Source organism: Microbacterium sp. STF-2 (assembly GCF_034650155.1).
GTDB classification, from domain to species: Bacteria; Actinomycetota; Actinomycetes; order Actinomycetales; family Microbacteriaceae; genus Microbacterium; species Microbacterium maritypicum_A.
Window position 1 is genome coordinate 210,625 of the sequence record NZ_JARKMW010000001.1, and the last position, 18,830, is coordinate 229,454.

An 18,830-nucleotide genomic window follows, 5' to 3' on the forward strand; every position below is an offset into this window, starting at 1 on the left:
GAGATGACCGAGTTCGATCAGCGGCTCGCGCCCGAGTTCTTCGATCGCGTGCAGACCGGTGTCCGCGACCGGATGGGGGCGCAGGGCTTCGACGCCTTCCTCACCGACCATCCGGAGGACATCGCGTACCTCACCGGCTTCTTCCACCACCCTTCCGAGCGTCCGGTGGCGATCTGGATCGAGGCGAACGGCAGGGTGGTGATGCTGTTGCCCGAACTGGAACGCGAGTACGCAGAGTCGCAGTCCGCGAGGGCAGAACTGGTGGCGTTCTTCGAGTTCCCCGGAGTCGTTGCACCGTTCGAGGCTCTGGCTCGCGCGGTCTCGCCGCGGGGGCGGGTCGGGTTCGCGTCGTCCATGCCGTTCTCCCGTCTCTCGGCGGTGAGGGAGGCGATGCCCGGAGCCGATCTCGTCGCCTCGGATCTGTTGACCCGCGCCCGTTTCGTGAAGTTCCCCGAGGAGGTGACCCTGCACCGCGAGGCCGCCCGCGTGACGGATCGGATGCTCGAGGCCGGGGTTTCGCTGGTGGTCGAGGCCGTCGCAGCCGGGGGAGAGCTCCCCACCGAGGCCGAGCTCGAGCGTCACGTCACGGCGACGGGTACCGGCATCATGTACGCAGAGCACCGCAACGTGGTGGTGGCCTCCCTGCTCGCCGGCGGGCTGGTCTACTCCGGCGCGAACTCCGCCTTCCCGCACGGGCTCCCTTCGGTGAACCGCCTCAAAGCCGGCGACACCTTCATGCTGTCGTTGGGCTGCGCGGTGGGCGGTCGCTTCATCGAGGGCGAGCGCACCTTCGTGCTGGGCGAGCCCACGGCGGAGCAGCGGCGCTACCACGACACGATCAACGCGGCGCAGCAGCTCGGGCGTGAGACCATCCGCGCCGGGCTCGAGTGTCGCGAAGCCAACCGCCTCTGTCTCGACGTGATCCGCGGTGCCGGACTCGGCGCGTTCATCCGGCATCGTCAAGGACACGGAATCGGTCTCGGCATGCACGAGGCGCCCTGGCTGGAAGACGGCGATGCGACGCTGCTGGAGGCGGGCATGGTCGTCTCGAACGAGCCGGGCATCTACGTCCCACGGCACGCGGGGTACCGCATCAGCGACAGCATGCTCGTGACGGACACCGGCGCCGAACCTCTGACCACCTACCCCCGCAGTCTCGACGACTGCATCATCGCGCTCTGACGCCCCGGAATCCGAGAGAGAGAAGAGAACATGACATCGACACCGCCGGTATCGCCGGAGTTCGCCGCAGCCACCAGCACCCACGAGTGGGTCGAGATCAACGGCAACCACCTGGCCGTCGAGGTGCTCGGTCCTGAGGGGGCGCCCGTCATCATCACCCACCACGGTGCTCCTGGTCTCGGTTCCCGTGCGGAACCGCGTGCCAGCTTCGGGCGCCTGGCCGACGAGTACCGCGTCGTGGTGTTCGATGCGCGCGGGAGCGGCCAGAGCGACGGGGAAGGCGTCTACAGCCACGAGCAGTGGGCGGCGGACATCGATGGTCTGCGGGAATGGATCGGCGCCGAGAAGATCGTGATGGCGGGGGGCTCGTACGGCGGCTTCATGGCCATGGAGTACGCGCTGCGATACCCGGAGCGGGTGGCGGCCATCGTGCTGCGCGACACTTCGCCGGACAACTCCAACGCCCATCTGGCTCGCGAGAACGCGCTCGCCTCCGACCGCGTGACGATCGACATGGAGAAGTTCGATCGCATCGACGTGGGACAGGTCCACGACGACGAAGACCTCAAGGACTGCTGGCGCGAGATCCTGCCTCTGTACGACTTCGTCTACGATCCGGAGGCGACCGAGCGCAAGGTGCAGGCCACGCCGTACCGCTACCGCGCGCACAACTACGCCTTCTCGGTGAACCTTCCGAATTATGACCTCAAGCCACGGCTGCACGAGATCGGTGTGCCGACACTCATTACCGTGGGCCGGACGGACTGGATCACGCCAGTATCGTGTAGCCAGACGATCGCCGATCTCATCCCGGACTCCGAGATGGTGGTGTTCGAGAAATCGGGGCACTCCCCGCAGATCGAGGAGGCAGAGGCGTGGACGAAGACCGTGCGCACGTTCCTGCACCGGGTGTACCCGCCGACCCGATGAGCAGTGTTCACCTGACGAGAGAAGTGAACGACCTCGACCGACGGATCGTCGTAGCGCTGCAGCAGGACGGGCGCGCAAGCTGGACATCGATCGCGGAGTTCGCCGGAGCATCGGTCTCGACCGTCACGCGACGCGGCCAGCAGCTGCTGGCGGAAGGGCTGGTGCGTGTAGGGATCGTGCCGACCTTGGGCAGCGAAGGGCACGTGGAGACCTTCTTCGTGCGCATCAACTGCACACCGGGGTCGCAGTTGAGTGTCGCGCAGGCGCTGATCGGCTCGCCCTACGTGCGCTTCGTGACCTTGGTGACCGGCAAGTTCGACGTGTTCGCCGAGGTCGTCATCCCGGGCGACTCCGCGACGTATGCGCATGTCCTCACCGATCTGCAGGCGATCCCGGGCGTCGAACGGTGGCGCAGCGACCTGGTCGTGCACACGTACAAGGTGAGCTTCGACTGGGGGCGGCAGCTCTACGACGCCCATGCCGAGGCTGCAAGCGACCCGCAGTCGTACATGCCCGCGCCGAACACTTGCGATCCCACGCACTTCGATGACGCCGACCGGGCCATCGTCGAAGAGCTGCGTCACAACGGCCGTGCGTCGTTCCAGTCGATCGGCGACACGCTCGACATGAACGAGAGCAGCGTGCGCCGTCGCTACGAGCGGATGCGCAACGCCGGATGCCTGACCACCGTGACGATGGTGCCGGCATCGGCACTGGGGATGAGTGCCGAGACACTGTTGATCCTGCGGGTAGAACCGTCGCGGATCGCCTCCGTCGCCCAGACGCTCGCCCATCACGTGTCGGTGCGATTCCTCGCCGCGGCGTTGGAGGAGAACTCGCTCTATTGCGAGATCATCCTTCCGAGCACCGAGACCCTGCACGACTTCCTCACCGGGACCATCGCGCACCTCAAGGGAGTTCGCGGATGGAATGCGGCGATGGAGCTCGTCTTCATGAAGCGCGGCTTCATCGAGACGCCGTGGTGGCGGGCCCAGGTGGCCTCGGCAGGGGCTGTGGACACCGGGTCGTAGCCCCGGGTTTCCGTGACGGCACCCTCCGCGCGTGGTGTCAAGGGGCTTCCCAGGGCACGATCTGTGGCGCACTCTCTAGGGAGAGAGAGTCCTGGAGGGCCCCACATGTCTGAACTTCCGGATCCGCGTTTCATGCTGAATCGCATCACGGCGTCGGAATGGGTGATCAACGACCTTCGATACTCGCCCAACGACCCGCGCCATGTCGTCGCGTGCGTGTACGAACTCGCCGAGACCGAGGTCGAGGTGACCTGGCTGCGTGACCTGCCGCTCGCCACGCGTTATGGAACCGCATTCGAGGTGCTCGAGGATGTCGAGAGAATGCGTGGTTCGAGCAGGGCCACACGTCCGATCTCCATCCCCCATCGGCCGCCGCTGCTGGCGACCTAGTCGTCCCGCGGCACGGACAGCGAACGAAGAAGCGCACCCCCTCGATCTCCGAGGGGGTGCGCTTCCTCCATGCCGCGCTGCGGAGCTCAGTCGGCCACGTGCGGGATCACAGCAGCTGCAGATCGGTCACGCACGTGCGATCGTCCGGCGACGTGGTCCACAGCGGCACGGTGCCCGTCAGGCCGGCGCTCTCGACGGTCAGCGTCGCCTCGATTCCCCGAGGCACCCAGACGCCGGTGAACCCGTTGTCGTGGGTGCGGCGCATCTCGTCGATGAGCACCGTCCCGTCGGCGGCGGTGAGGACGATGCGCATCTCGGTGTCGGAGAGCTCGCCGACGCACGTCGTGAGGCTGTGGAAGTGGCACTCATGGGTCTGTTCGCGGAATGGTGCGACCGAGATGTACACCGCGTCGTCGGGCATCGGCAGCCGACTCTCCCGGCCGCTGGTGTCACGCAGCAGGAGCGCGTCGGGTTCGACGGATGCGAGGAGATCGTCCGGGCGGTCCGCCACGGGCATCGCGTCGAGTCGTTCGATCACCTCGCCGACGTCGAGCCCGGCGAGGTCGTGCGCGGCGAGCAGGTCCCGCGCCGACGCCACCGAGTCGACGTCGGCGGGGGAGACGGCGGGCGCGCACCCGGACAGGGCGATTCCGGCGACGGCCAACGCGGCGAGCCCCGCGGACAGCCTCCGTCGTCGACGTGATGCGGAGACCGACGGAGAGGCGGGAGACGTGGTGGAGGGGAGGGGATGGTTCATGGGGACGGTCCTTCGTGCGAGGTGGGGCCGGTGTGGGCGGGGATACGCCGACACCGACCCCGAAATGGGTTCAGAGGGTGGAGAGGAGGTCCTTCATCTCCTGGATCTCCTCGGTCTGCGCGTCGATGATCGTCTGGGCGAGTTCGATCGCTTCCGGATCGCTCCCGCCGTCGACCTCCGCCCGCGCCATCTCGACGGCTCCCTCGTGGTGCACGATCATCTGGTCGAGGAACAGGCGCGACGCTTCGGGACCGTCGGCGGAGCGGAGCGCGGCGAGGTCGTCGTCGCTCATCATCCCGTCGCCGTGGTCCATCCCGTTCGCGTCGCGGTCGTCGGAGCCGATGCCCCAATCGTCCAACCAGCCCTCGAGCTGTTCGATCTCCGGGCCCTGCGCGGCCTTGATCCGCTGGGCGAGTTCGGCCACCTCGGGGTCGATCCCCTCCACTCCGAGCACGATGTCGCTCATCTCGATCGCCTGCTCGTGGTGCACGATCATCATCGAGGCGAACATGACGTCGGCATCGTTGACGTCGGCATCGCTCATGCCGGCCGATGGTGACGACGAGCTGTGGTCCATGCCGGGCATGGAAGCGTCGTCGGTGCCGGTCGCGCAGCCGGACAGCAGCAGAACGGCGGACAGGGTGAGTGCGGCGGTTGCCGCAGCACGAATCTTCATGGGTGTGTTCTCCAAATACGCATAGTCGTTGCGCACACGCCGGACGGCGGCGCGCGAGGGTGAGAGGCCTGGAGCCGTGGCGCGAGAGCGCGGGCTCGACGGCTGCTCAGGTGCGACTGATGCAGAGAACGTGCAGAGAAGGGGCGCGGGGGAGGACCCGAGCGGCCAGGACCTCGAGAAGGGGCGAGCGGAGGAGCATCGCCGTCCAGCCGCGAAGCACTCCGGGCGCGATGAGGAGTACGAGGGCGAGGAGGAGCGCGAGGACGCACATCATCGCCATGCCGGCGTGATCATCGGTGCCGCAGCCTGCGCAGGACATCCCGGTCGTGCCGGACGGGTGCGCCTGCACCTGTGCTGTGCCGTGATGCGCGGATACCGGCTCGGACACGGTCATCGCCGCCGAAATCGCCGCCGCCGGAGTGTCGGCCGCCGCAGTGCCGTGCAGATTCAGGGTGTGCATCCCCAGCAGCCCCAGGATGACTGCGGCGACGAGGAGCACGCCCGACAGCACACCCCGGAAGACGCTCGATGAGCCTCTTCCGGACCACGTCGCCGCCACCGGTGCCATGAGAGCAAGTCTACGGGGCGCGGGTGACGGCGACCGGTGCGCTGCGGGCCGGCGAGGGTGTGCGGTCAGACGTCGGGGCCGTCGTCGTGCTCGTCCGCGCCGGCAGCGACGCGGTCGGCCTCGGCGCTGTCGACGAGCGCGTCATCGACATCCGGATCGAGAACACGCTCGCCGTCGACCTCCCTCGTCGGCACACCCGTCGGGTCGGTCGGGTCGTCGTCATGGGGGAGCGGGGGAACCGGGGGAATGATCGGGTTCGACATGATCGCATCCTTTCGTCGAGATGGGTTCACGGTAGAACGCGGGGCGTGCGGTCGGAATCGGGTTGACGCTCGTGCAGACGCGCGCTAGCGAGGCTGACCCGGCGCGGCATCAGGCACGGCGAGGGTGATAGACCGATTGGGCCTCTACGGCTGCGGTGCCGAAATCACCGTCTGCATTGATGACGTGGCCGCGAGCCAGCGCGAGTCCGGTGGCCCGACCTCGTCCTTTGAGCACGGCGCCGCACAGGTCAGGATCGGGGTCGCGGTGGCTCCCGCCGCTCGCGAGCGCGACGTTCACCGCCGTGACATCGCCGAGGATCTGCGATCCATCGCCCAGAGTGGAAGCGCCGGCGAGGTCGATCCTCCCGATCAGACGCACCCGGCTGCCGATCGTGATCACGGAATCGGAACGGTTCGCGAGCAGAGCCACCGCATGCGGGCCGAATTCGTTGTCGGTGCCGATGCTCACGCGTCCGCCGCCGGTCGCCTCGATTCGGGTGCCCTCGAAGAAGCGGTTGTCGTCACCGATGAGGAGAGTGCCGGGGTCGGCGTCGATGCGGACGTTCGGACAGAACACATTGCCGGTCCCGATCTCGGCGTGCGCGGAGAGGAGTGCGGAGAAAGGGTCGAGGAAGACGTTGAGGTCGTCCGCGATGAGCTGGCTCACCGTCCGATATCCCCGCGACGCACGCACACGATCCGCGTAGCCCAGAGGCGTGTGCGTCATGGTGCCTCCTGGTCACTACCGCGTGAGACGAAGAAAGCCCCCGGAGAACCGGGGGCTTTTTCTGTGGACCTGAGGGGACTCGAACCCCTGACCCCCTGCATGCCATGCAGGTGCGCTACCAGCTGCGCCACAGGCCCAGACGCTGTTCCGGACCAGCCGGAGCAACTTGAAAAGAGTACTACACGAATCGACGCGAACACCAATCGGGGCGGGCATCCCGGGCGCGTCACCGTGGAGTGCGGTGGGGAGGAACAAGCGCGCGGCGCCGGGCGTTGAAACCGGCGTGAGCATCCTCGACAGTCTGGTGATCGGCGCAGGGCAGGCCGGCCTCTCGGCATCCTTCCACCTCTCGAGGCTGGGTATCTCGCATGTGGTTCTCGACGCCGACGGACAGCCCGGCGGCGCCTGGCAGCACCGGTGGGACGCGCTGACGATGCGCGATGTGCACGGCGTCGCCGAACTGCCCGGCGACACGCCGCCGCCCCGCGACGGTGCACGCGCCAACGAGGCCGTGCCCGCATACTTCGCGCGATACGAGAAGACGCACGAGCTCCCGGTGCTCCGCCCCGTGCGCGTGGAGCGCGTCGAGGACGTCGACGGCCGTCTCGTCGTACGGGCGGGTGAGGGGGAGTGGACGACCCGCACCCTCGTGAATGCGACCGGCACCTGGACGCATCCGTTCCTCCCGCACTTCCCCGGCATGGAGACGTTCATCGGTGAACAGCTGCACACCGTGGACTACCCGGGGCCCGAGCACTTCATCGGCAAGCGGGTGCTCGTCGTGGGCGGGGGAGCGTCGGCCGTGCAGTTCCTCGGGGCGCTGGCGCCGATCACCGACACCCTGTGGGTGACCCGGCGCGAACCGGTGTGGCGCCATGACGACTTCACGCCGGAAGCGGGAGCCGCAGCCGTCGCCCTCGTGGAGCAGCGCGTCGCGGCCGGTCTCCCTCCGGAGAGCGTGGTCAGCGTCACCGGACTCATGCTCCGCCCGCAGGAGCGGGAGGCCGAGCGTCTGGGTGCCTACGCCGACCGGCGCCCCCTGTTCGAACGGATCGAACCCGACGGCGTGCGCTGGGCAGACGGCAGCTTCGAGCAGGTCGACGTCATCCTGTGGGCCACCGGCTTCCGCCCTGCGATCAGTCACCTCGCCCCTCTGCACCTGCGCAGTGCGGCCGGGGGCATCCAGCTCGACCGGAACGGTCGAGGTACGACGGCGGTCGCAGACCCCCGCGTGCAGTTGGTCGGCTACGGGCCGTCGGCGAGCACGATCGGCGCCAATCGTGCTGGTCGTTCGGCGGCGAAGGGAGTGCAGCGCGCGCTGCAGTCTGCAGGCGTGCGCATCACCAGCGGTTGAGCACCTCCTCCGCGAATCCCTCGATGCCGTCGACGCGCACCCGCGTTCCGTTCTCGTCGCGCACCCAGCCGGTCCAGACACCGAACAGTTGATCGGTCCGGCTCGAGATCACCAGCGCGTTCGTGTGCGAGTGCTTGTCGTAGAACGGGGTGAACACGAGGTCGGCGCTCGTCCCGTGCACGTGCCACGGACGCATGAACTGCTCGGAGTCGTAATCCCACACGAGCTCTTCACTGATCTTCGACAGCCGCCCGTCGACGAGCAGCGCGTTCTCCGTGGCACCCGAGCCGTCGGTCCACTTCGCACCGAGCTGCAACCCGATGACGCGGCCGTCGACGAGACCGCTGGCCGCAGCCCAGTTCCAGCGCACGCGATACGGCCAGCGCCCGCGACCGTGGTCCAGTACGGCCCAGCTTCCGGTCGGCACCTCGTGCGCCACTCCGTCCACGGTCACTGTTCCGGTGGCCGGGCGTGCCACATCTTTGACCGTGTACTGGAAACGGGGGATCTCGTCGCCGAGGCGCCACGGCACGACGACACCGAGCGACTCGTGTGCCTCCGGACGACCGGCCAGCAGGTCGATCGAGACGCGGGGGGTGGAGGCGCGCAGGCGTGTTCCGTCGAAAGTCTCGTCGATGTCGACGGTGATCCGACGCGTGCGCGCTCGGGCGGGCCCCGCGCCGAGAGAAGACGGGAGCGTCGCGCTGCGCCCTCCCGGCGAGATCACCGTCGTGTCGATGTCGTCACCGGTCGCGCGATCGAGCACCCACAACTCGTGCAGAGCCATGTAGTCGACGCACGAGACCGTGACGGCGACGATGTGCGACGGCGTCATCACGTTCCAATACTCCCACCGCTTGTTGCGCCCCCAGTGGCCGCGGCCGGGGATACCCGAGGTGTCGTGAACCGGTGTGCGCGACCAGCCGAGAGCCTCCCGGTTCAGCATCCCGGTGGGCGTGGTGAGAGATACGTGCGCGGTGATCTCGCGCTCGATCAGCGGTGTGGGCATCGTCGTCCTGCTGTCCGGAGGGACACCGTCTCGGGTCGGTGTCGTTGCCCTGAGTGTAGAGGACCGGGCGACGAACGGCGGGGGTCCTGTGGGAAAACCGTGTTCGGGTCGAGATCGGCTCCTGGCTACGCTGAGGGCATGCTCCGCATCCTGTTCTTCGTCGTCTGGCTGCTGCTGTCCGCCTGGCTCGTGGTCTGGGTCGGGGAGGGGCTGTTCGGCATCGATCAGAGACAGTCGATCCTTCCGTTCTCGGGAGAGGACACACTGGGCGCTCCGATCATCATCGGTGTGGCGTGGGGTCTGCTGCTGACCTTCGGCGGGATCCTGTCGGGGCTCGGGCGCCGTAAGCGGGTGCGCGGAGAGACGCAGATCGGAGTGGGCACGATCGTCGAGGTCGCCCGCACCGGTCTCACCGTCAACGACGTGCCGCAGTACGACCTGTTCATCCGGGTGACACCGAGCACCGCAGAGGAGTTCATCGCGCAGCTGCGCACGCTGGTCGACGCCTCTGATCTCGCCGGCCTGCAGGTCGGGCTCCCGGTACCCGTGCGGTACAGCCTCACGGACCAGGACACGGTGGAGCTCGCCGACCTGAACGACCCCACGGTGCGGGACGCGATGCTGCAATGGCGGATCGAACGGGGGCTGATCGATCCGCGGCAGGTGCTGGCGCGCACGAGCGGCACCCCGGTGACGGCATCCGTGCTCGAGGTGCGACCGACGGGGCGGCGTCGTGAGGGGCAGAGCGAGCTCGCCCTGCGCGTGCTGATGGCGCCGGAGGGGGCGGCGACCTGGGAAGCGGACACCACGGTCTTCGTGTACCCGCAGGCCATTCCGCACCTGCAGGTCGGAGCCCCGGTCTGGGCGTTCTATCGGCGTGAGGACCCGCAGACCGTCGCCGTGACGATCGAGAAGGAGGAGGGGCGATGAACCCGATGGACACGCTCATCTGGCTCGTGAACTTCCCGGCGTCGCACGGATACGCGATGGTGTTCATCGCCGGTTTCTCGATCCTCGGCCTGTTCGCGCTGTCGGCACGGGGCGCGATGCCCGGCGGGGAGCTGCGGGCCATCCGCGAGCGGGAGGGGCTGCTGCGTGCGGATCAGCGTCCGCGCGGCCGTGTCGGGGGAGGAATCATGCGCATCGGCGCGCGCATCCTCGCTTTCCTCATGCTCGCCTGCCTGGTGATCGGTATCCTCAGCCTCACCGGCGTGCCCCTCACCCGTGCGTACATCTACGACAACGGCCGACCGACGGCGGCGACTCTGGATGGTGACTGGGTGACGTTCACGACGGCCGAAGGCGTCGAATACACGCTGGAGAGCAACTTCTTCACCCCCGCTGTGTATCCCGACCGCGACGCGTACATACCCGGCGGTCAGCTGATCGTCGTGCGCTACCTTTCGAGCCATCCACAGGCGTTCGTGATCGACAGCGACCAGACCCCGCGCTGAGTGCGGAGGGGGCGCGTAGGGTGAAGGCATGTCGCGAATCATCGTCTTCGGCGGCCACGGCCGCATCGCCCTCCTGCTCGCGCCGCTCCTCGTCGCACGGGGAGACGAGGTGACCGGGGTGATCCGCAACCCTGACCATTCCTCCGATGTCGAAGCCGGCGGTGCGAAAGCGCTCGTCGCCGACATCGAGAACATGGATGTCGAGGCGCTCGCCGAGATCATCCGCGGTCATGACGCCGTCGTCTGGTCGGCCGGCGCCGGTGGCGGATCGGCCGAACGCACCTACGCGGTCGACCGCGACGCCGCGCAGCGTTCCATGGACGCGGCAGAACGCGCGGGCGTCCGACGGTACGTGATGGTGTCATGGCTCGGGTCCACCGCTGATCACGGTGTGCCGGAAGGCGACTACTTCTTCCCCTATGCAGACGCGAAGTGGGCCGCCGACGAGCACCTGCGTGGCACCGGTCTGGAGGGCACGATCCTCGCGCCGGGCACGCTCACCTTCGACGATCCCACCGGTCGGATCCAGCTCGATCCGGACGGTCGTGGAGCTGTCGCGCGTGCCGACGTCGCTGCCGTGATCGCTGCGTCCCTGCACGAACCGTGCACGGTCGGCCGGACCATCCGCTTCGGGAACGGCGACGCCGACTCGGCGGTGCCGATCGCCGAGGCGCTGTCCTGCTGAGACACGCCACTTCGCGCGACATGGAGAATCGGCGCCGGGGACGGACGGCGAGCGCACTCGCGCTCGCCGCGGTGATGGGGCTCTTCGTCTCGTCGGCCGCCTCAGCGTCGGCGGTGGGCGCACCCTCGACGTCGGGCATCCCCGAGTCCACGGTGTCGACCAGCGGATCTGAGCTGCTCACCGCACGTGCGAAGGCGCGGGTGCAGGAGATGTCCGTGGCGGAACAGGCAGCGACGGTGGTGATGGGGCACGTGGCAGGAACGGACCAGTCCGCCCTTCGGTCGTACATGGAGTCCGGACTGGGAGGATTCATCCTCATGGGGGCCAATATCCCCGCGACCGAAGCGGAGTTGCAGGCGCTCACGGCCGCGCTGACGGTCGATCCCGGTCTGCCACCGCTCATCGCCGTGGACCAGGAGGGCGGCTTCGTCTCCCGACTGCACGGTGACGGCTTCACTGCCTCCCCCTCCCTGAAGGGGCTTCCGGTCGCCGAGACGTCCGCGGCGTTCACCGCGCGGGGCTCTCTGGTGGCGCGAGCGGGCATCACCGTGAACTTCGGAACGGTCGCCGACTACACGGACGATCCCGGCTCGTTCATCCACGGTCGCGCGCTCGGCACAGACCCTGCCGCGGCGGCGGAGCGCGTGGCGGCGGCAACCGTCGCGCAGGAGCAGTTCGTCGCCTCGACCCTCAAACACTTCCCCGGCCACGGCGCGGCTCCGGGTGACTCTCATCACGCGATCCCGAGCACCACGATGGGAATCGAGGAATGGCGCGGCACCGCGGCCGTGCCGTTCGCCGCCGGTATCGACGCCGGGGCCTCGCTGCTGATGTACGGGCATCTCGCCTACGCGGCGGTCGATCCGCTGCCGGCATCCCTCTCGCCGCGGTGGCATGAGATCGCGAGAGACGAGCTCGGCTTCACCGGGGTGGCGGTGACCGACGACCTCGGCATGCTGCTGTCTTCGGGAGATCCGGCCTATGCCGACCCGGTCACGAACGCGGTGGCGGCGATCGCTGCGGGGAACGACCTCGTGTTGATGATCGCGGGGTCCGACGCGCAGACAGCCGGATCGATGGTCGCCGGCATCGCAGCGGCGGTCGAAGCGGGGACGCTTCCGCCCGAGCGGCTCGAGGAGGCGGCGACACGCGTGATCGCGCTCCGGATGCAGAGCGCCGCGGCCACCGCCCGCTGGTCGATCTGCGAGGACTGCGAACCGGTGGGCTGACGCTCAGGCCGCCTCGCGAGCTCCGTCGCCGAGCCAGGCGTTCAGCAGCGCTGCACGCAGAGCGGCACCCCGGTCCGCGAACCCTCGCTGCCGACGGACGTACTCGGCCTTGCCCTCGGTCGTCTCGATGCGGACCGGGGCCACGTCCCATGCCGAGAGATCGTACGGCGCGGCCTGCATGTCGAGCAGTCGGATGTCGCGGGCGAGCTCGAACGAATCCAGGAGGAGTTCGCCGGGGATGAGGGGCCCGAGTTTCGTCGCCCACTTGTACAGGTCCATCCCCGCGTGCAGGCAACCGGGCTGCTCGAACAGGGGCTGGTCGTCGCGGCTCAACGGTGTGCGGTTGCGGGGGACCGCTTCGGGGGTGAAGAAGCGGAATGCGTCGAAATGGGTGCAACGCAGCTCATGATTCTCGACGACGGCATCCGTGCCCGCCTGCCCGAGTCGCAACGGCACCGCGTGGCGATGCTCGTCCGCGCGGTACACCATCGCCCATTCGTGCAGGCCGAAGCAGCCGAACTGTCCGGGGCGGGATGCGGTGCGGCGGAGCATGCGCTCGATGAGCGCGGCCAACTCCGTCTTCTCTGCGCCGAAAGCCGCCGCATCCGGCACGACGCTGCCGGGCGATCGCCCGGGGGAGTACCACCGCCAGTCGCGGCGTTCCGGCGCATCGGCGAGTTCGACACCGGCCCCCGGATGCCATCGACGCAGGTGCGCGGGCTTGTACGAGTAGTAGGTGAAGAGGAAGTCCCACACCGGATGCTTCTCCGCCCGCGTCGCCCGTTCGCGGTGCGCCGCGGTGAGGGCGTCGGCGCGTTCACGATGCGCCTCCTCGCGGAGGGTCCAGTCCGGGCGGGCGATGGTCATGTCAGTGCAGGATGCCGGCTTCGCCGAGCAGATCGCGAAGACCGGCGCCGTCCTCGGCGCTCACCCACGGAGCGGCATCTTCGGAGTGCGGTTCGTGACCGGCGCGTCCACCGGCGAGCACGGCCTCGGCGGGAAGCAGACGACGGATCGCGACGCCGGCGACGGAATCGGGGTACTCGTCCATGAACTGGCTGTAGATCGACTCGTCGTGCTGGCCGTCGTCTCCGATCAACAGCCATTTCACGTCGGGGAACTCGGTCGCGAGGCGACGCAGGTTCGTGAGCTTGTGTTCACGCCCGCTGCGGAACCACCGTTCGTGAGTGGGACCCCAGTCGGTCAGGAGCATGGAGCCGGCGGGGAAGAGGTGGCGACCGAGGAAGCGCCACAGAGTGGGGGCGACATTCCACGCACCGGTGGAGAGGTACACCATGGGTGCACCCGGGTGCTGGCGGAGCAGCTGGTCGAGGAGGACGGCCATCCCCGGGACGGGAAGGCGTGCGTGCTCGTCGAGCACGAAGGAGTTCCAGAAGGCGATGAAGGGACGAGGCAGCGCCGTCACCATCACGGTGTCGTCGACATCCGACACCACGCCGAACGAGGTGCCCTCGGCCACGATGAATGCGCGAGCCTCCACCGGCGCCTGACCCTCGACGGAGAACGTGAACGTCTGCCAGCCGGGTTCCAGATCGACACGGATCATGGCATCGACCACGCCGCCGCGGTCGGCCGCGACCTGGTGGGTGGTCTCGCCGAAGTGCACGCTGACAGCGGCGAATCCCACCGGGATGCCGACGAAGCTGCGCCATCCGCGGACGCTGGCGGGTTCACCGTCTCGGGTGCGACGCTGCGGCGGGACGATCAGCACCCGGCCGACGACGCGGACCCATCCGGGACCACCGTAGCCGGGGAAGGGAAGGATCGTCGCGACACGGCCACGACGGCGCGCACGACCTTCACGCCAGACATGGAAGCGGTGTTCGAGTCGGGCGAACCAGTGGATCCGGGGGGCTGGGGGAGCCGATGCCATTGCCTCAGTCTTTCACGTCGGCGTCGGCCTCTGCCTCCGGGGACTCCAGGTGACGGGCTTCGATGCGCTGCAGCAGCTTCTTGCCCAGGAAAGCCAGAAGCAGGAACAGGGCGATCACGCCGACGAAGATGTACCCGGCGAAGTGCACGCGATCGACCAGCTCGCGGAAGCTGCCGGCGGCAAGCGACGTGACGCTCACATAGGCGGTGGCCCAGAGGACACAGGCGGGAGCCGTCCATGCCAGGAACTTGCGGTACGGGTACTCGCTCATCCCGACGGTGAGGGGAACCAGAGAATGCAGCACGGGGAGGAAGCGGGAGAGGAAGATCGCGATCCCCCCGCGGCGCTCGAGATAGTTCTCGGCACGCACCCAGTTGTGCTCGCCGATCCGCCGCCCCAACCAGGAGACGCGGATGTGCGGGCCCAGCCAGCGTCCCAGCCAGAACCCGATGCTCTCCCCGATCAGCGCCCCGATCACGACCGCGACACCCATCGCGATGCCCTCCAGGGGAGTGGCGACACCCATGGACGCGATGATCACGATCGTGTCGCCGGGAACGATGAGGCCGATCAGGATGCTCGTCTCCAGCATCACGGCGAGCCCGGCGATGAGCGTGCGGGCGACCGGATCGATCGACTGCACGGTGTCGAGGAGCCAGATCAGGAGGTCGTCCACCCCATGAGGATACGGGAGCCACCCGGTCCTAGGCTGGAAAGGTGCCCGAACAGCTGAGTGCTCGTCCGCTTCCCGACTGGGTGGAGCCGTCGTCGGTGTTCGGGATGCTGGAAGCCGGGACCGCCGATGTGTTCTGGCTCGACGCCGGGGCTGACGCGATCACCGGATGGAGCTTCGTCGGGACGGGGGAGCGCTCGACGCTTCCGCGCGAGGTGCGCGTCGACGTCGTCGCTGCCGACCCTGAGCTGCCGCCGTTCACAGGGGGATGGGTGGGGTGGCTCGACTATGAGAGCGGTGCCGCCGCCGCCGGTGCACCGGTCGCGGGTCCGGAAGACGGCTCGGGCGGTTCCTGGCTGCGTGCCACCCGCGTCGTCGCCTTCGACCACGACATGCAGCGCGTCTGGGCGCTCGGCGTGGAGAACGACGTCGAGGACTGGGCGGCAGATGTCCGGGCACTGGTGGGGGTCCCGGAAGCCGTGCCCTCCTCGATGAGCGACCCCGACCACCCGCCGCGTATCGCCGTCGCCCGACACGACCCCGGCGAGTACGCCGCACTCATCGAACGCTGCCGCGATCTCATCCGTGCGGGCATCGCCTACCAGCTGTGCCTCACCACGCGCTTCACCGTGGCCGGCGCCCACGACCCGGTCGAGGTCTATCGTCGGCTCCGCGCCGCCACGCCCGCCCATCATGGCGGATTCCTGCGCATCGGCGATCGCACCCTGTTGAGTGCCAGTCCCGAGCAGTTCCTCCATGCCGCGGGCGGAGTCATCCGTACCCGTCCCATCAAAGGCACCAGGCCCCGAAGCATCGATCCGGTCGAAGACGCCGCGCTCGCCGCCGAACTGGCGACGGACCCCAAGGAGCGCGCCGAGAACGTCATGATCGTCGACCTGATGCGCAACGACCTCTCGCGGGTGTGCGAGCCCGGGAGCATACGTGTGGAGGGTCTCTGGGTGGTCGAGAGCTATCCCGCCGTGCACCAGCTGGTGAGTACCGTGAGTGGGCGGGCGGCCGAGGGGACAACGGTCGAGGCCCTGCTCGAGGCGGCCTTTCCAGCCGGCAGCATGACCGGGGCTCCGAAGCTGTCGGCGATGACCCGGCTGCACGAGCTGGAGGGCGGGCCTCGCGGCGTGTACGCCGGATGCTTCGGGTACATCGGTGACGACGGAACCCTGGATCTGGCGATGGTGATCCGCAGCATCGTGATCGAAGGGGAGCAGGCTGTGGTCGGCGCCGGCGGAGGGATCACCTGGGGGTCGATCGCGACCTCAGAGGTCGCCGAGGTCGCGACCAAGGCGAGGGCACCGCTCATGGCGCTCGGTGCCGGAATGCCCGGGCCCTGGCGTTCCGATATCCTGAACTGATCCCGCTTTTTCCATCAGATTGGTCGTGCGTTCGTTGTCTGAGAACCTGTCCACCGCTCCTGCCGACGACGAGACCCCGTCGGCGCACGCCATCCAGAACAAGTGGCAGAAGTACTGGGCGGAGAACGGCACGTTCCTCACGGGTGGCGACGACGACACCCGCCCGCGTCGGTATGTGCTCGCGATGTTCCCGTACCCGTCCGGCGACCTGCACATGGGGCACGCCGAGAACTACCTCTACTCCGACATCGTGGCCCGTTTCTGGCGCCACCGCGGACACAACGTCCTGAACCCGATCGGCTGGGACTCCTTCGGGCTGCCCGCCGAGAACGCCGCGATCCGGCAGGGTGCCGACCCTCGGGACTGGACGTATCAGAACATCGCGCAGCAGAAGGTCGGCTTCGAACAGTACGGCGTCTCGTTCGACTGGAGCCGGGTCCTGCACACGTCCGACCCCGAGTACTACCACTGGAATCAGTGGCTGTTCCTGAAGCTGTACGAGCGGGGCCTGGCGTATCGCAAGAAGAGCCCGGTGAACTGGTGCCCGAACGACCAGACGGTGCTGGCGAACGAGCAGGTCGTCGACGGACGCTGCGATCGCTGTGGAGCCGAGGTCATCAAGAAGAAGCTCACGCAGTGGTACTTCCGGATCACCGACTACGCGGACCGTCTGCTCGACGATCTGAACCAGCTCGAGGGATTCTGGCCGCACAAGGTGCTGCAGATGCAGCGCAACTGGATCGGACGCTCCGTGGGCGCCGACGTCGACTTCATGATCGAGGGGCGTGAGGAGCCGGTCACGGTGTTCTCGACGCGCCCTGACACGCTGCACGGCGCGACGTTCTTCGTGGTCGCACCCGATTCCGACCTGGCGTCCGAGCTCGCTGCCGGTGCTTCCGATGACGTGCGTCAGCGCTTCCAGACGTACCTGGAGCAGGTGCAGAAGGAGACCGACATCGATCGGCAGTCCACGGACCGCCCGAAGACCGGTGTGTTCCTCGAGCGCTATGCGATCAACCCCGTGAACGGCGAGAAGCTGCCGGTGTGGGCGGCGGACTATGTGCTGGCCGACTACGGTCACGGTGCGGTCATGGCGGTTCCTGCGCACGACCAGCGCGACCTGGACTTCGCTCGTGCGTTCGACCTGCCCGTCAAGGTGGTCGTCGACACGACGGCTCCCGTCACGGGCGCGATGCCGGTGATCGAGGTCGACGACGAGGGCGTGCCGATCGACACGGGCGCCGCGCTCGAGGAGCAGAGCCCCGCCACCACGGGCGTTGCACTCACCGGCGAAGGCCGCATGATCAACTCCGGTGCACTCAACGGGCTCTCCAAGCGCAACGCCATCGCGCGTGCGATCGAGCAGTTGGAAGCGACCGGCACGGGTCGTGCCGCCAAGAACTACCGTCTGCGTGACTGGCTGATCTCGCGTCAGCGCTTCTGGGGCACGCCGATCCCGATGCTGCACGCCGAAGACGGCAGCATCATCCCGGTTTCCGAGGACAAGCTCCCCGTGAGGCTGCCGAGCGTCGAAGGACTCGACCTCAAGCCCAAGGGCACCTCGCCGCTGGGCGGTGCCGAGAGCTGGGTGCGCACGACCGACCCGCAGACGGGCGACCCCGTGCTGCGCGACCCCGACACGATGGACACGTTCGTCGACAGCTCGTGGTATTTCCTGCGTTTCCTCTCGCCGAACAGCGACACGGTGGCTTTCGATCCGGCGCAGGCGGCGCGCTGGGCACCGGTGGACTCGTACATCGGTGGTGTCGAGCACGCGATCCTGCACCTGCTGTACGCGCGCTTCATCACGAAGGTCCTGTTCGACATGGGGCTGATCGACTTCACCGAGCCGTTCTCGAACCTCATCAACCAGGGCATGGTGCTGCTCGACGGGCAGAAGATGTCCAAGAGCAAGGGCAACCTGGTGCTCTTCCAGGAGGAGCTCGACGCCCACGGCGCCGACGCCCTGCGTGTGGGGCTGGCGTTCGCCGGTCCCGTGGAGGACGACAAGGACTGGGCCGACGTCTCGACGACCGGCGCCCAGAAGTTCCTGGCGCGCGCGATGCGCATCGCCGGTGAGGTGTCGAGCCCGGTCGACGTGGTGTTCGACGGCGGTGACTCCGCGCTGCGACGCGCGACGCACAAGCTGCTCGCCGAAGCGCCCGCGCTGGTCGAGCAGACGAAGTTCAACGTGCTGGTCGCGCGCCTGATGGAGCTCGTGAACGTCACCCGCAAGACGATCGACGGTGCCGCCGGCGCGGCTGACCCCGCCGTCCGCGAAGCCGCGGAGACGATCGCCGTGATGCTCGACCTCATCGCTCCGCACACGGCGGAGGAGATGTGGGAGATCCTCGGACACGAGCCTTCCGTCGGCCTGGTGACGTGGCGTTCCGCCGACCCGGCACTGCTGATCGAGGACACGATCACCGCCGTCGTGCAGGTGGGCGGCAAGGTGCGCGCCCAGCTCGAGGTCTCGGCGCGTATCGGCGAGTCGGAGCTCGAGGCTCTGGCCCGCGCCGACGAGCGCGTGATCCGGTCGATCGGCGACCGCGAGATCGTGAAGGTCGTCGTGCGTGCTCCGAAGATCGTGAGCTTCGTCGTCAAGGGCTGATCGACGTACGGGCTGATCGCCTGTCCT

20 protein-coding genes and 1 tRNA gene are annotated in these 18,830 nt (G+C 68.2%); 11 read left to right on the forward strand and 10 right to left on the reverse strand.

Features of this window, described 5'->3' with window-relative positions:
- Window positions 1-3: 3 nt before the first annotated feature.
- The 4 genes from MicroSTF_RS01005 (at window position 4) to MicroSTF_RS01020 (ending at window position 3,533) form a co-directional block, all read left to right on the forward strand.
- Window positions 4-1,182, forward strand: coding sequence for a M24 family metallopeptidase (locus MicroSTF_RS01005; protein ID WP_029260179.1), 1,179 nt, complete (start codon window positions 4-6; stop codon window positions 1,180-1,182).
- 30 nt (window positions 1,183-1,212) lie between these two features.
- Window positions 1,213-2,112 (forward strand): alpha/beta fold hydrolase, encoded by a 900-nt coding sequence (locus MicroSTF_RS01010; protein WP_021198533.1) that lies wholly within the window; start codon window positions 1,213-1,215, stop codon window positions 2,110-2,112.
- Window positions 2,113-2,135: 23 nt separating this feature from the next.
- Window positions 2,136-3,143 carry an Lrp/AsnC family transcriptional regulator gene (locus MicroSTF_RS01015; protein WP_231479810.1) on the forward strand — a complete coding sequence of 336 codons (1,008 nt, stop codon included), beginning with the start codon at window positions 2,136-2,138 and terminating at the stop codon, window positions 3,141-3,143.
- 105 nt (window positions 3,144-3,248) lie between these two features.
- Window positions 3,249-3,533 carry a hypothetical protein gene (locus tag MicroSTF_RS01020; RefSeq protein WP_021198535.1) on the forward strand — a complete coding sequence of 95 codons (285 nt, stop codon included), beginning with the start codon at window positions 3,249-3,251 and terminating at the stop codon, window positions 3,531-3,533.
- Window positions 3,534-3,639: 106 nt separating this feature from the next.
- Here MicroSTF_RS01020 and MicroSTF_RS01025 read toward each other — a convergent pair whose 3' ends face one another.
- The 6 genes from MicroSTF_RS01025 to MicroSTF_RS01050 form a co-directional block, all read right to left on the reverse strand.
- Window positions 3,640-4,290 (reverse strand): CueP family metal-binding protein, encoded by a 651-nt coding sequence (locus MicroSTF_RS01025; RefSeq protein ID WP_322952971.1) that lies wholly within the window; start codon window positions 4,288-4,290, stop codon window positions 3,640-3,642.
- Between the two features lie 70 nt (window positions 4,291-4,360).
- A complete protein-coding gene (locus tag MicroSTF_RS01030) occupies window positions 4,361-4,966 on the reverse strand; it encodes a DUF305 domain-containing protein (RefSeq protein WP_029260183.1) in 606 nt (201 codons plus the stop codon).
- Between the two features lie 106 nt (window positions 4,967-5,072).
- Entirely contained in the window at window positions 5,073-5,534 is a 462-nt protein-coding gene (locus MicroSTF_RS01035) for a DUF6153 family protein (protein WP_322952973.1), read from the reverse strand.
- A 65-nt stretch (window positions 5,535-5,599) separates the two neighbouring features.
- Entirely contained in the window at window positions 5,600-5,797 is a 198-nt protein-coding gene (locus MicroSTF_RS01040; RefSeq protein WP_029264977.1) for a hypothetical protein, read from the reverse strand.
- Between the two features lie 109 nt (window positions 5,798-5,906).
- On the reverse strand, window positions 5,907-6,524 hold the full coding sequence (locus MicroSTF_RS01045) for a hypothetical protein (RefSeq protein WP_322952976.1): 618 nt from the start codon (window positions 6,522-6,524) through the stop codon (window positions 5,907-5,909).
- A gap of 64 nt (window positions 6,525-6,588) precedes the next feature.
- Window positions 6,589-6,661 (reverse strand) — tRNA-Ala (locus tag MicroSTF_RS01050).
- A 146-nt stretch (window positions 6,662-6,807) separates the two neighbouring features.
- Between MicroSTF_RS01050 and MicroSTF_RS01055 the strand changes: the two genes are divergently transcribed.
- Window positions 6,808-7,878, forward strand: coding sequence for an NAD(P)-binding domain-containing protein (locus tag MicroSTF_RS01055; RefSeq protein ID WP_315071056.1), 1,071 nt, complete (start codon window positions 6,808-6,810; stop codon window positions 7,876-7,878).
- On the opposite strand, the gene MicroSTF_RS01060 is transcribed toward MicroSTF_RS01055, so the two are convergent.
- The gene (locus MicroSTF_RS01060) at window positions 7,865-8,887 is read right to left on the reverse strand and encodes a DUF2804 domain-containing protein (RefSeq protein ID WP_322952979.1); all 1,023 of its coding nucleotides are present in this window, start codon (window positions 8,885-8,887) and stop codon (window positions 7,865-7,867) included. The genes MicroSTF_RS01055 and MicroSTF_RS01060 overlap by 14 nt on opposite strands.
- A 138-nt stretch (window positions 8,888-9,025) precedes the next feature.
- On the opposite strand from MicroSTF_RS01060, the gene MicroSTF_RS01065 reads away from it, so the two are divergent.
- The 4 genes from MicroSTF_RS01065 to MicroSTF_RS01080 are packed head-to-tail and all read left to right on the forward strand — an operon-like array spanning window position 9,026 to window position 12,255.
- Entirely contained in the window at window positions 9,026-9,817 is a 792-nt protein-coding gene (locus MicroSTF_RS01065) for a hypothetical protein (RefSeq protein ID WP_322952981.1), read from the forward strand.
- Entirely contained in the window at window positions 9,814-10,341 is a 528-nt protein-coding gene (locus MicroSTF_RS01070) for a hypothetical protein (RefSeq protein ID WP_297558302.1), read from the forward strand. Before MicroSTF_RS01065 ends, MicroSTF_RS01070 begins: the two co-directional genes overlap by 4 nt.
- A gap of 28 nt (window positions 10,342-10,369) precedes the next feature.
- Window positions 10,370-11,026: an SDR family oxidoreductase gene (locus tag MicroSTF_RS01075; RefSeq protein ID WP_322952985.1), complete on the forward strand. Its 657-nt coding sequence runs from the start codon at window positions 10,370-10,372 to the stop codon at window positions 11,024-11,026.
- Window positions 11,027-11,046: 20 nt separating this feature from the next.
- Window positions 11,047-12,255 (forward strand): glycoside hydrolase family 3 N-terminal domain-containing protein, encoded by a 1,209-nt coding sequence (locus MicroSTF_RS01080; RefSeq protein ID WP_322952987.1) that lies wholly within the window; start codon window positions 11,047-11,049, stop codon window positions 12,253-12,255.
- A 3-nt stretch (window positions 12,256-12,258) separates the two neighbouring features.
- Here MicroSTF_RS01080 and MicroSTF_RS01085 read toward each other — a convergent pair whose 3' ends face one another.
- From MicroSTF_RS01085 to MicroSTF_RS01095, 3 genes are read right to left on the reverse strand one after another with little or no spacing between them, the layout of a single operon-like run.
- Window positions 12,259-13,122, reverse strand: a complete 864-nt coding sequence (locus MicroSTF_RS01085) for a 3-methyladenine DNA glycosylase (RefSeq protein ID WP_322952989.1) — start codon at window positions 13,120-13,122, stop codon at window positions 12,259-12,261.
- A gap of 1 nt (window position 13,123) precedes the next feature.
- Entirely contained in the window at window positions 13,124-14,149 is a 1,026-nt protein-coding gene (locus MicroSTF_RS01090; protein ID WP_029260199.1) for an App1 family protein, read from the reverse strand.
- A 4-nt stretch (window positions 14,150-14,153) separates the two neighbouring features.
- Window positions 14,154-14,825, reverse strand: a complete 672-nt coding sequence (locus tag MicroSTF_RS01095) for a DedA family protein (protein WP_029260200.1) — start codon at window positions 14,823-14,825, stop codon at window positions 14,154-14,156.
- Between the two features lie 41 nt (window positions 14,826-14,866).
- Here MicroSTF_RS01095 and MicroSTF_RS01100 point away from each other — a divergent pair, with 41 nt between their 5' ends.
- Window positions 14,867-16,192 (forward strand): anthranilate synthase component I family protein, encoded by a 1,326-nt coding sequence (locus MicroSTF_RS01100; protein ID WP_322952992.1) that lies wholly within the window; start codon window positions 14,867-14,869, stop codon window positions 16,190-16,192.
- Window positions 16,193-16,226: 34 nt separating this feature from the next.
- Window positions 16,227-18,803, forward strand: coding sequence for a leucine--tRNA ligase (leuS, locus tag MicroSTF_RS01105; RefSeq protein WP_297558543.1), 2,577 nt, complete (start codon window positions 16,227-16,229; stop codon window positions 18,801-18,803).
- The last annotated feature ends 27 nt before the right edge of the window (window positions 18,804-18,830 follow it).

What these genes read in the sequence shown, in the direction of transcription:
- MicroSTF_RS01020 (WP_021198535.1), top strand. Translation starts at nt 3,249, where the DNA reads ATGTCTGAACTTCCGGATCCGCGTTTCATGCTGAATCGCATCACGGCG.
- MicroSTF_RS01025 (WP_322952971.1), bottom strand. Translation starts at nt 4,290, where the DNA reads ATGAACCATCCCCTCCCCTCCACCACGTCTCCCGCCTCTCCGTCGGTC.
- MicroSTF_RS01065 (WP_322952981.1), top strand. Translation starts at nt 9,026, where the DNA reads ATGCTCCGCATCCTGTTCTTCGTCGTCTGGCTGCTGCTGTCCGCCTGG.
- MicroSTF_RS01070 (WP_297558302.1), top strand. Translation starts at nt 9,814, where the DNA reads ATGAACCCGATGGACACGCTCATCTGGCTCGTGAACTTCCCGGCGTCG.
- MicroSTF_RS01060 (WP_322952979.1), bottom strand. Translation starts at nt 8,887, where the DNA reads ATGCCCACACCGCTGATCGAGCGCGAGATCACCGCGCACGTATCTCTC.
- MicroSTF_RS01030 (WP_029260183.1), bottom strand. Translation starts at nt 4,966, where the DNA reads ATGAAGATTCGTGCTGCGGCAACCGCCGCACTCACCCTGTCCGCCGTT.
- MicroSTF_RS01090 (WP_029260199.1), bottom strand. Translation starts at nt 14,149, where the DNA reads ATGGCATCGGCTCCCCCAGCCCCCCGGATCCACTGGTTCGCCCGACTC.
- MicroSTF_RS01035 (WP_322952973.1), bottom strand. Translation starts at nt 5,534, where the DNA reads ATGGCACCGGTGGCGGCGACGTGGTCCGGAAGAGGCTCATCGAGCGTC.
- MicroSTF_RS01045 (WP_322952976.1), bottom strand. Translation starts at nt 6,524, where the DNA reads ATGACGCACACGCCTCTGGGCTACGCGGATCGTGTGCGTGCGTCGCGG.
- MicroSTF_RS01080 (WP_322952987.1), top strand. Translation starts at nt 11,047, where the DNA reads ATGGAGAATCGGCGCCGGGGACGGACGGCGAGCGCACTCGCGCTCGCC.
- MicroSTF_RS01010 (WP_021198533.1), top strand. Translation starts at nt 1,213, where the DNA reads ATGACATCGACACCGCCGGTATCGCCGGAGTTCGCCGCAGCCACCAGC.
- MicroSTF_RS01085 (WP_322952989.1), bottom strand. Translation starts at nt 13,122, where the DNA reads ATGACCATCGCCCGCCCGGACTGGACCCTCCGCGAGGAGGCGCATCGT.
- MicroSTF_RS01005 (WP_029260179.1), top strand. Translation starts at nt 4, where the DNA reads ATGACCGAGTTCGATCAGCGGCTCGCGCCCGAGTTCTTCGATCGCGTG.
- MicroSTF_RS01040 (WP_029264977.1), bottom strand. Translation starts at nt 5,797, where the DNA reads ATGTCGAACCCGATCATTCCCCCGGTTCCCCCGCTCCCCCATGACGAC.
- MicroSTF_RS01075 (WP_322952985.1), top strand. Translation starts at nt 10,370, where the DNA reads ATGTCGCGAATCATCGTCTTCGGCGGCCACGGCCGCATCGCCCTCCTG.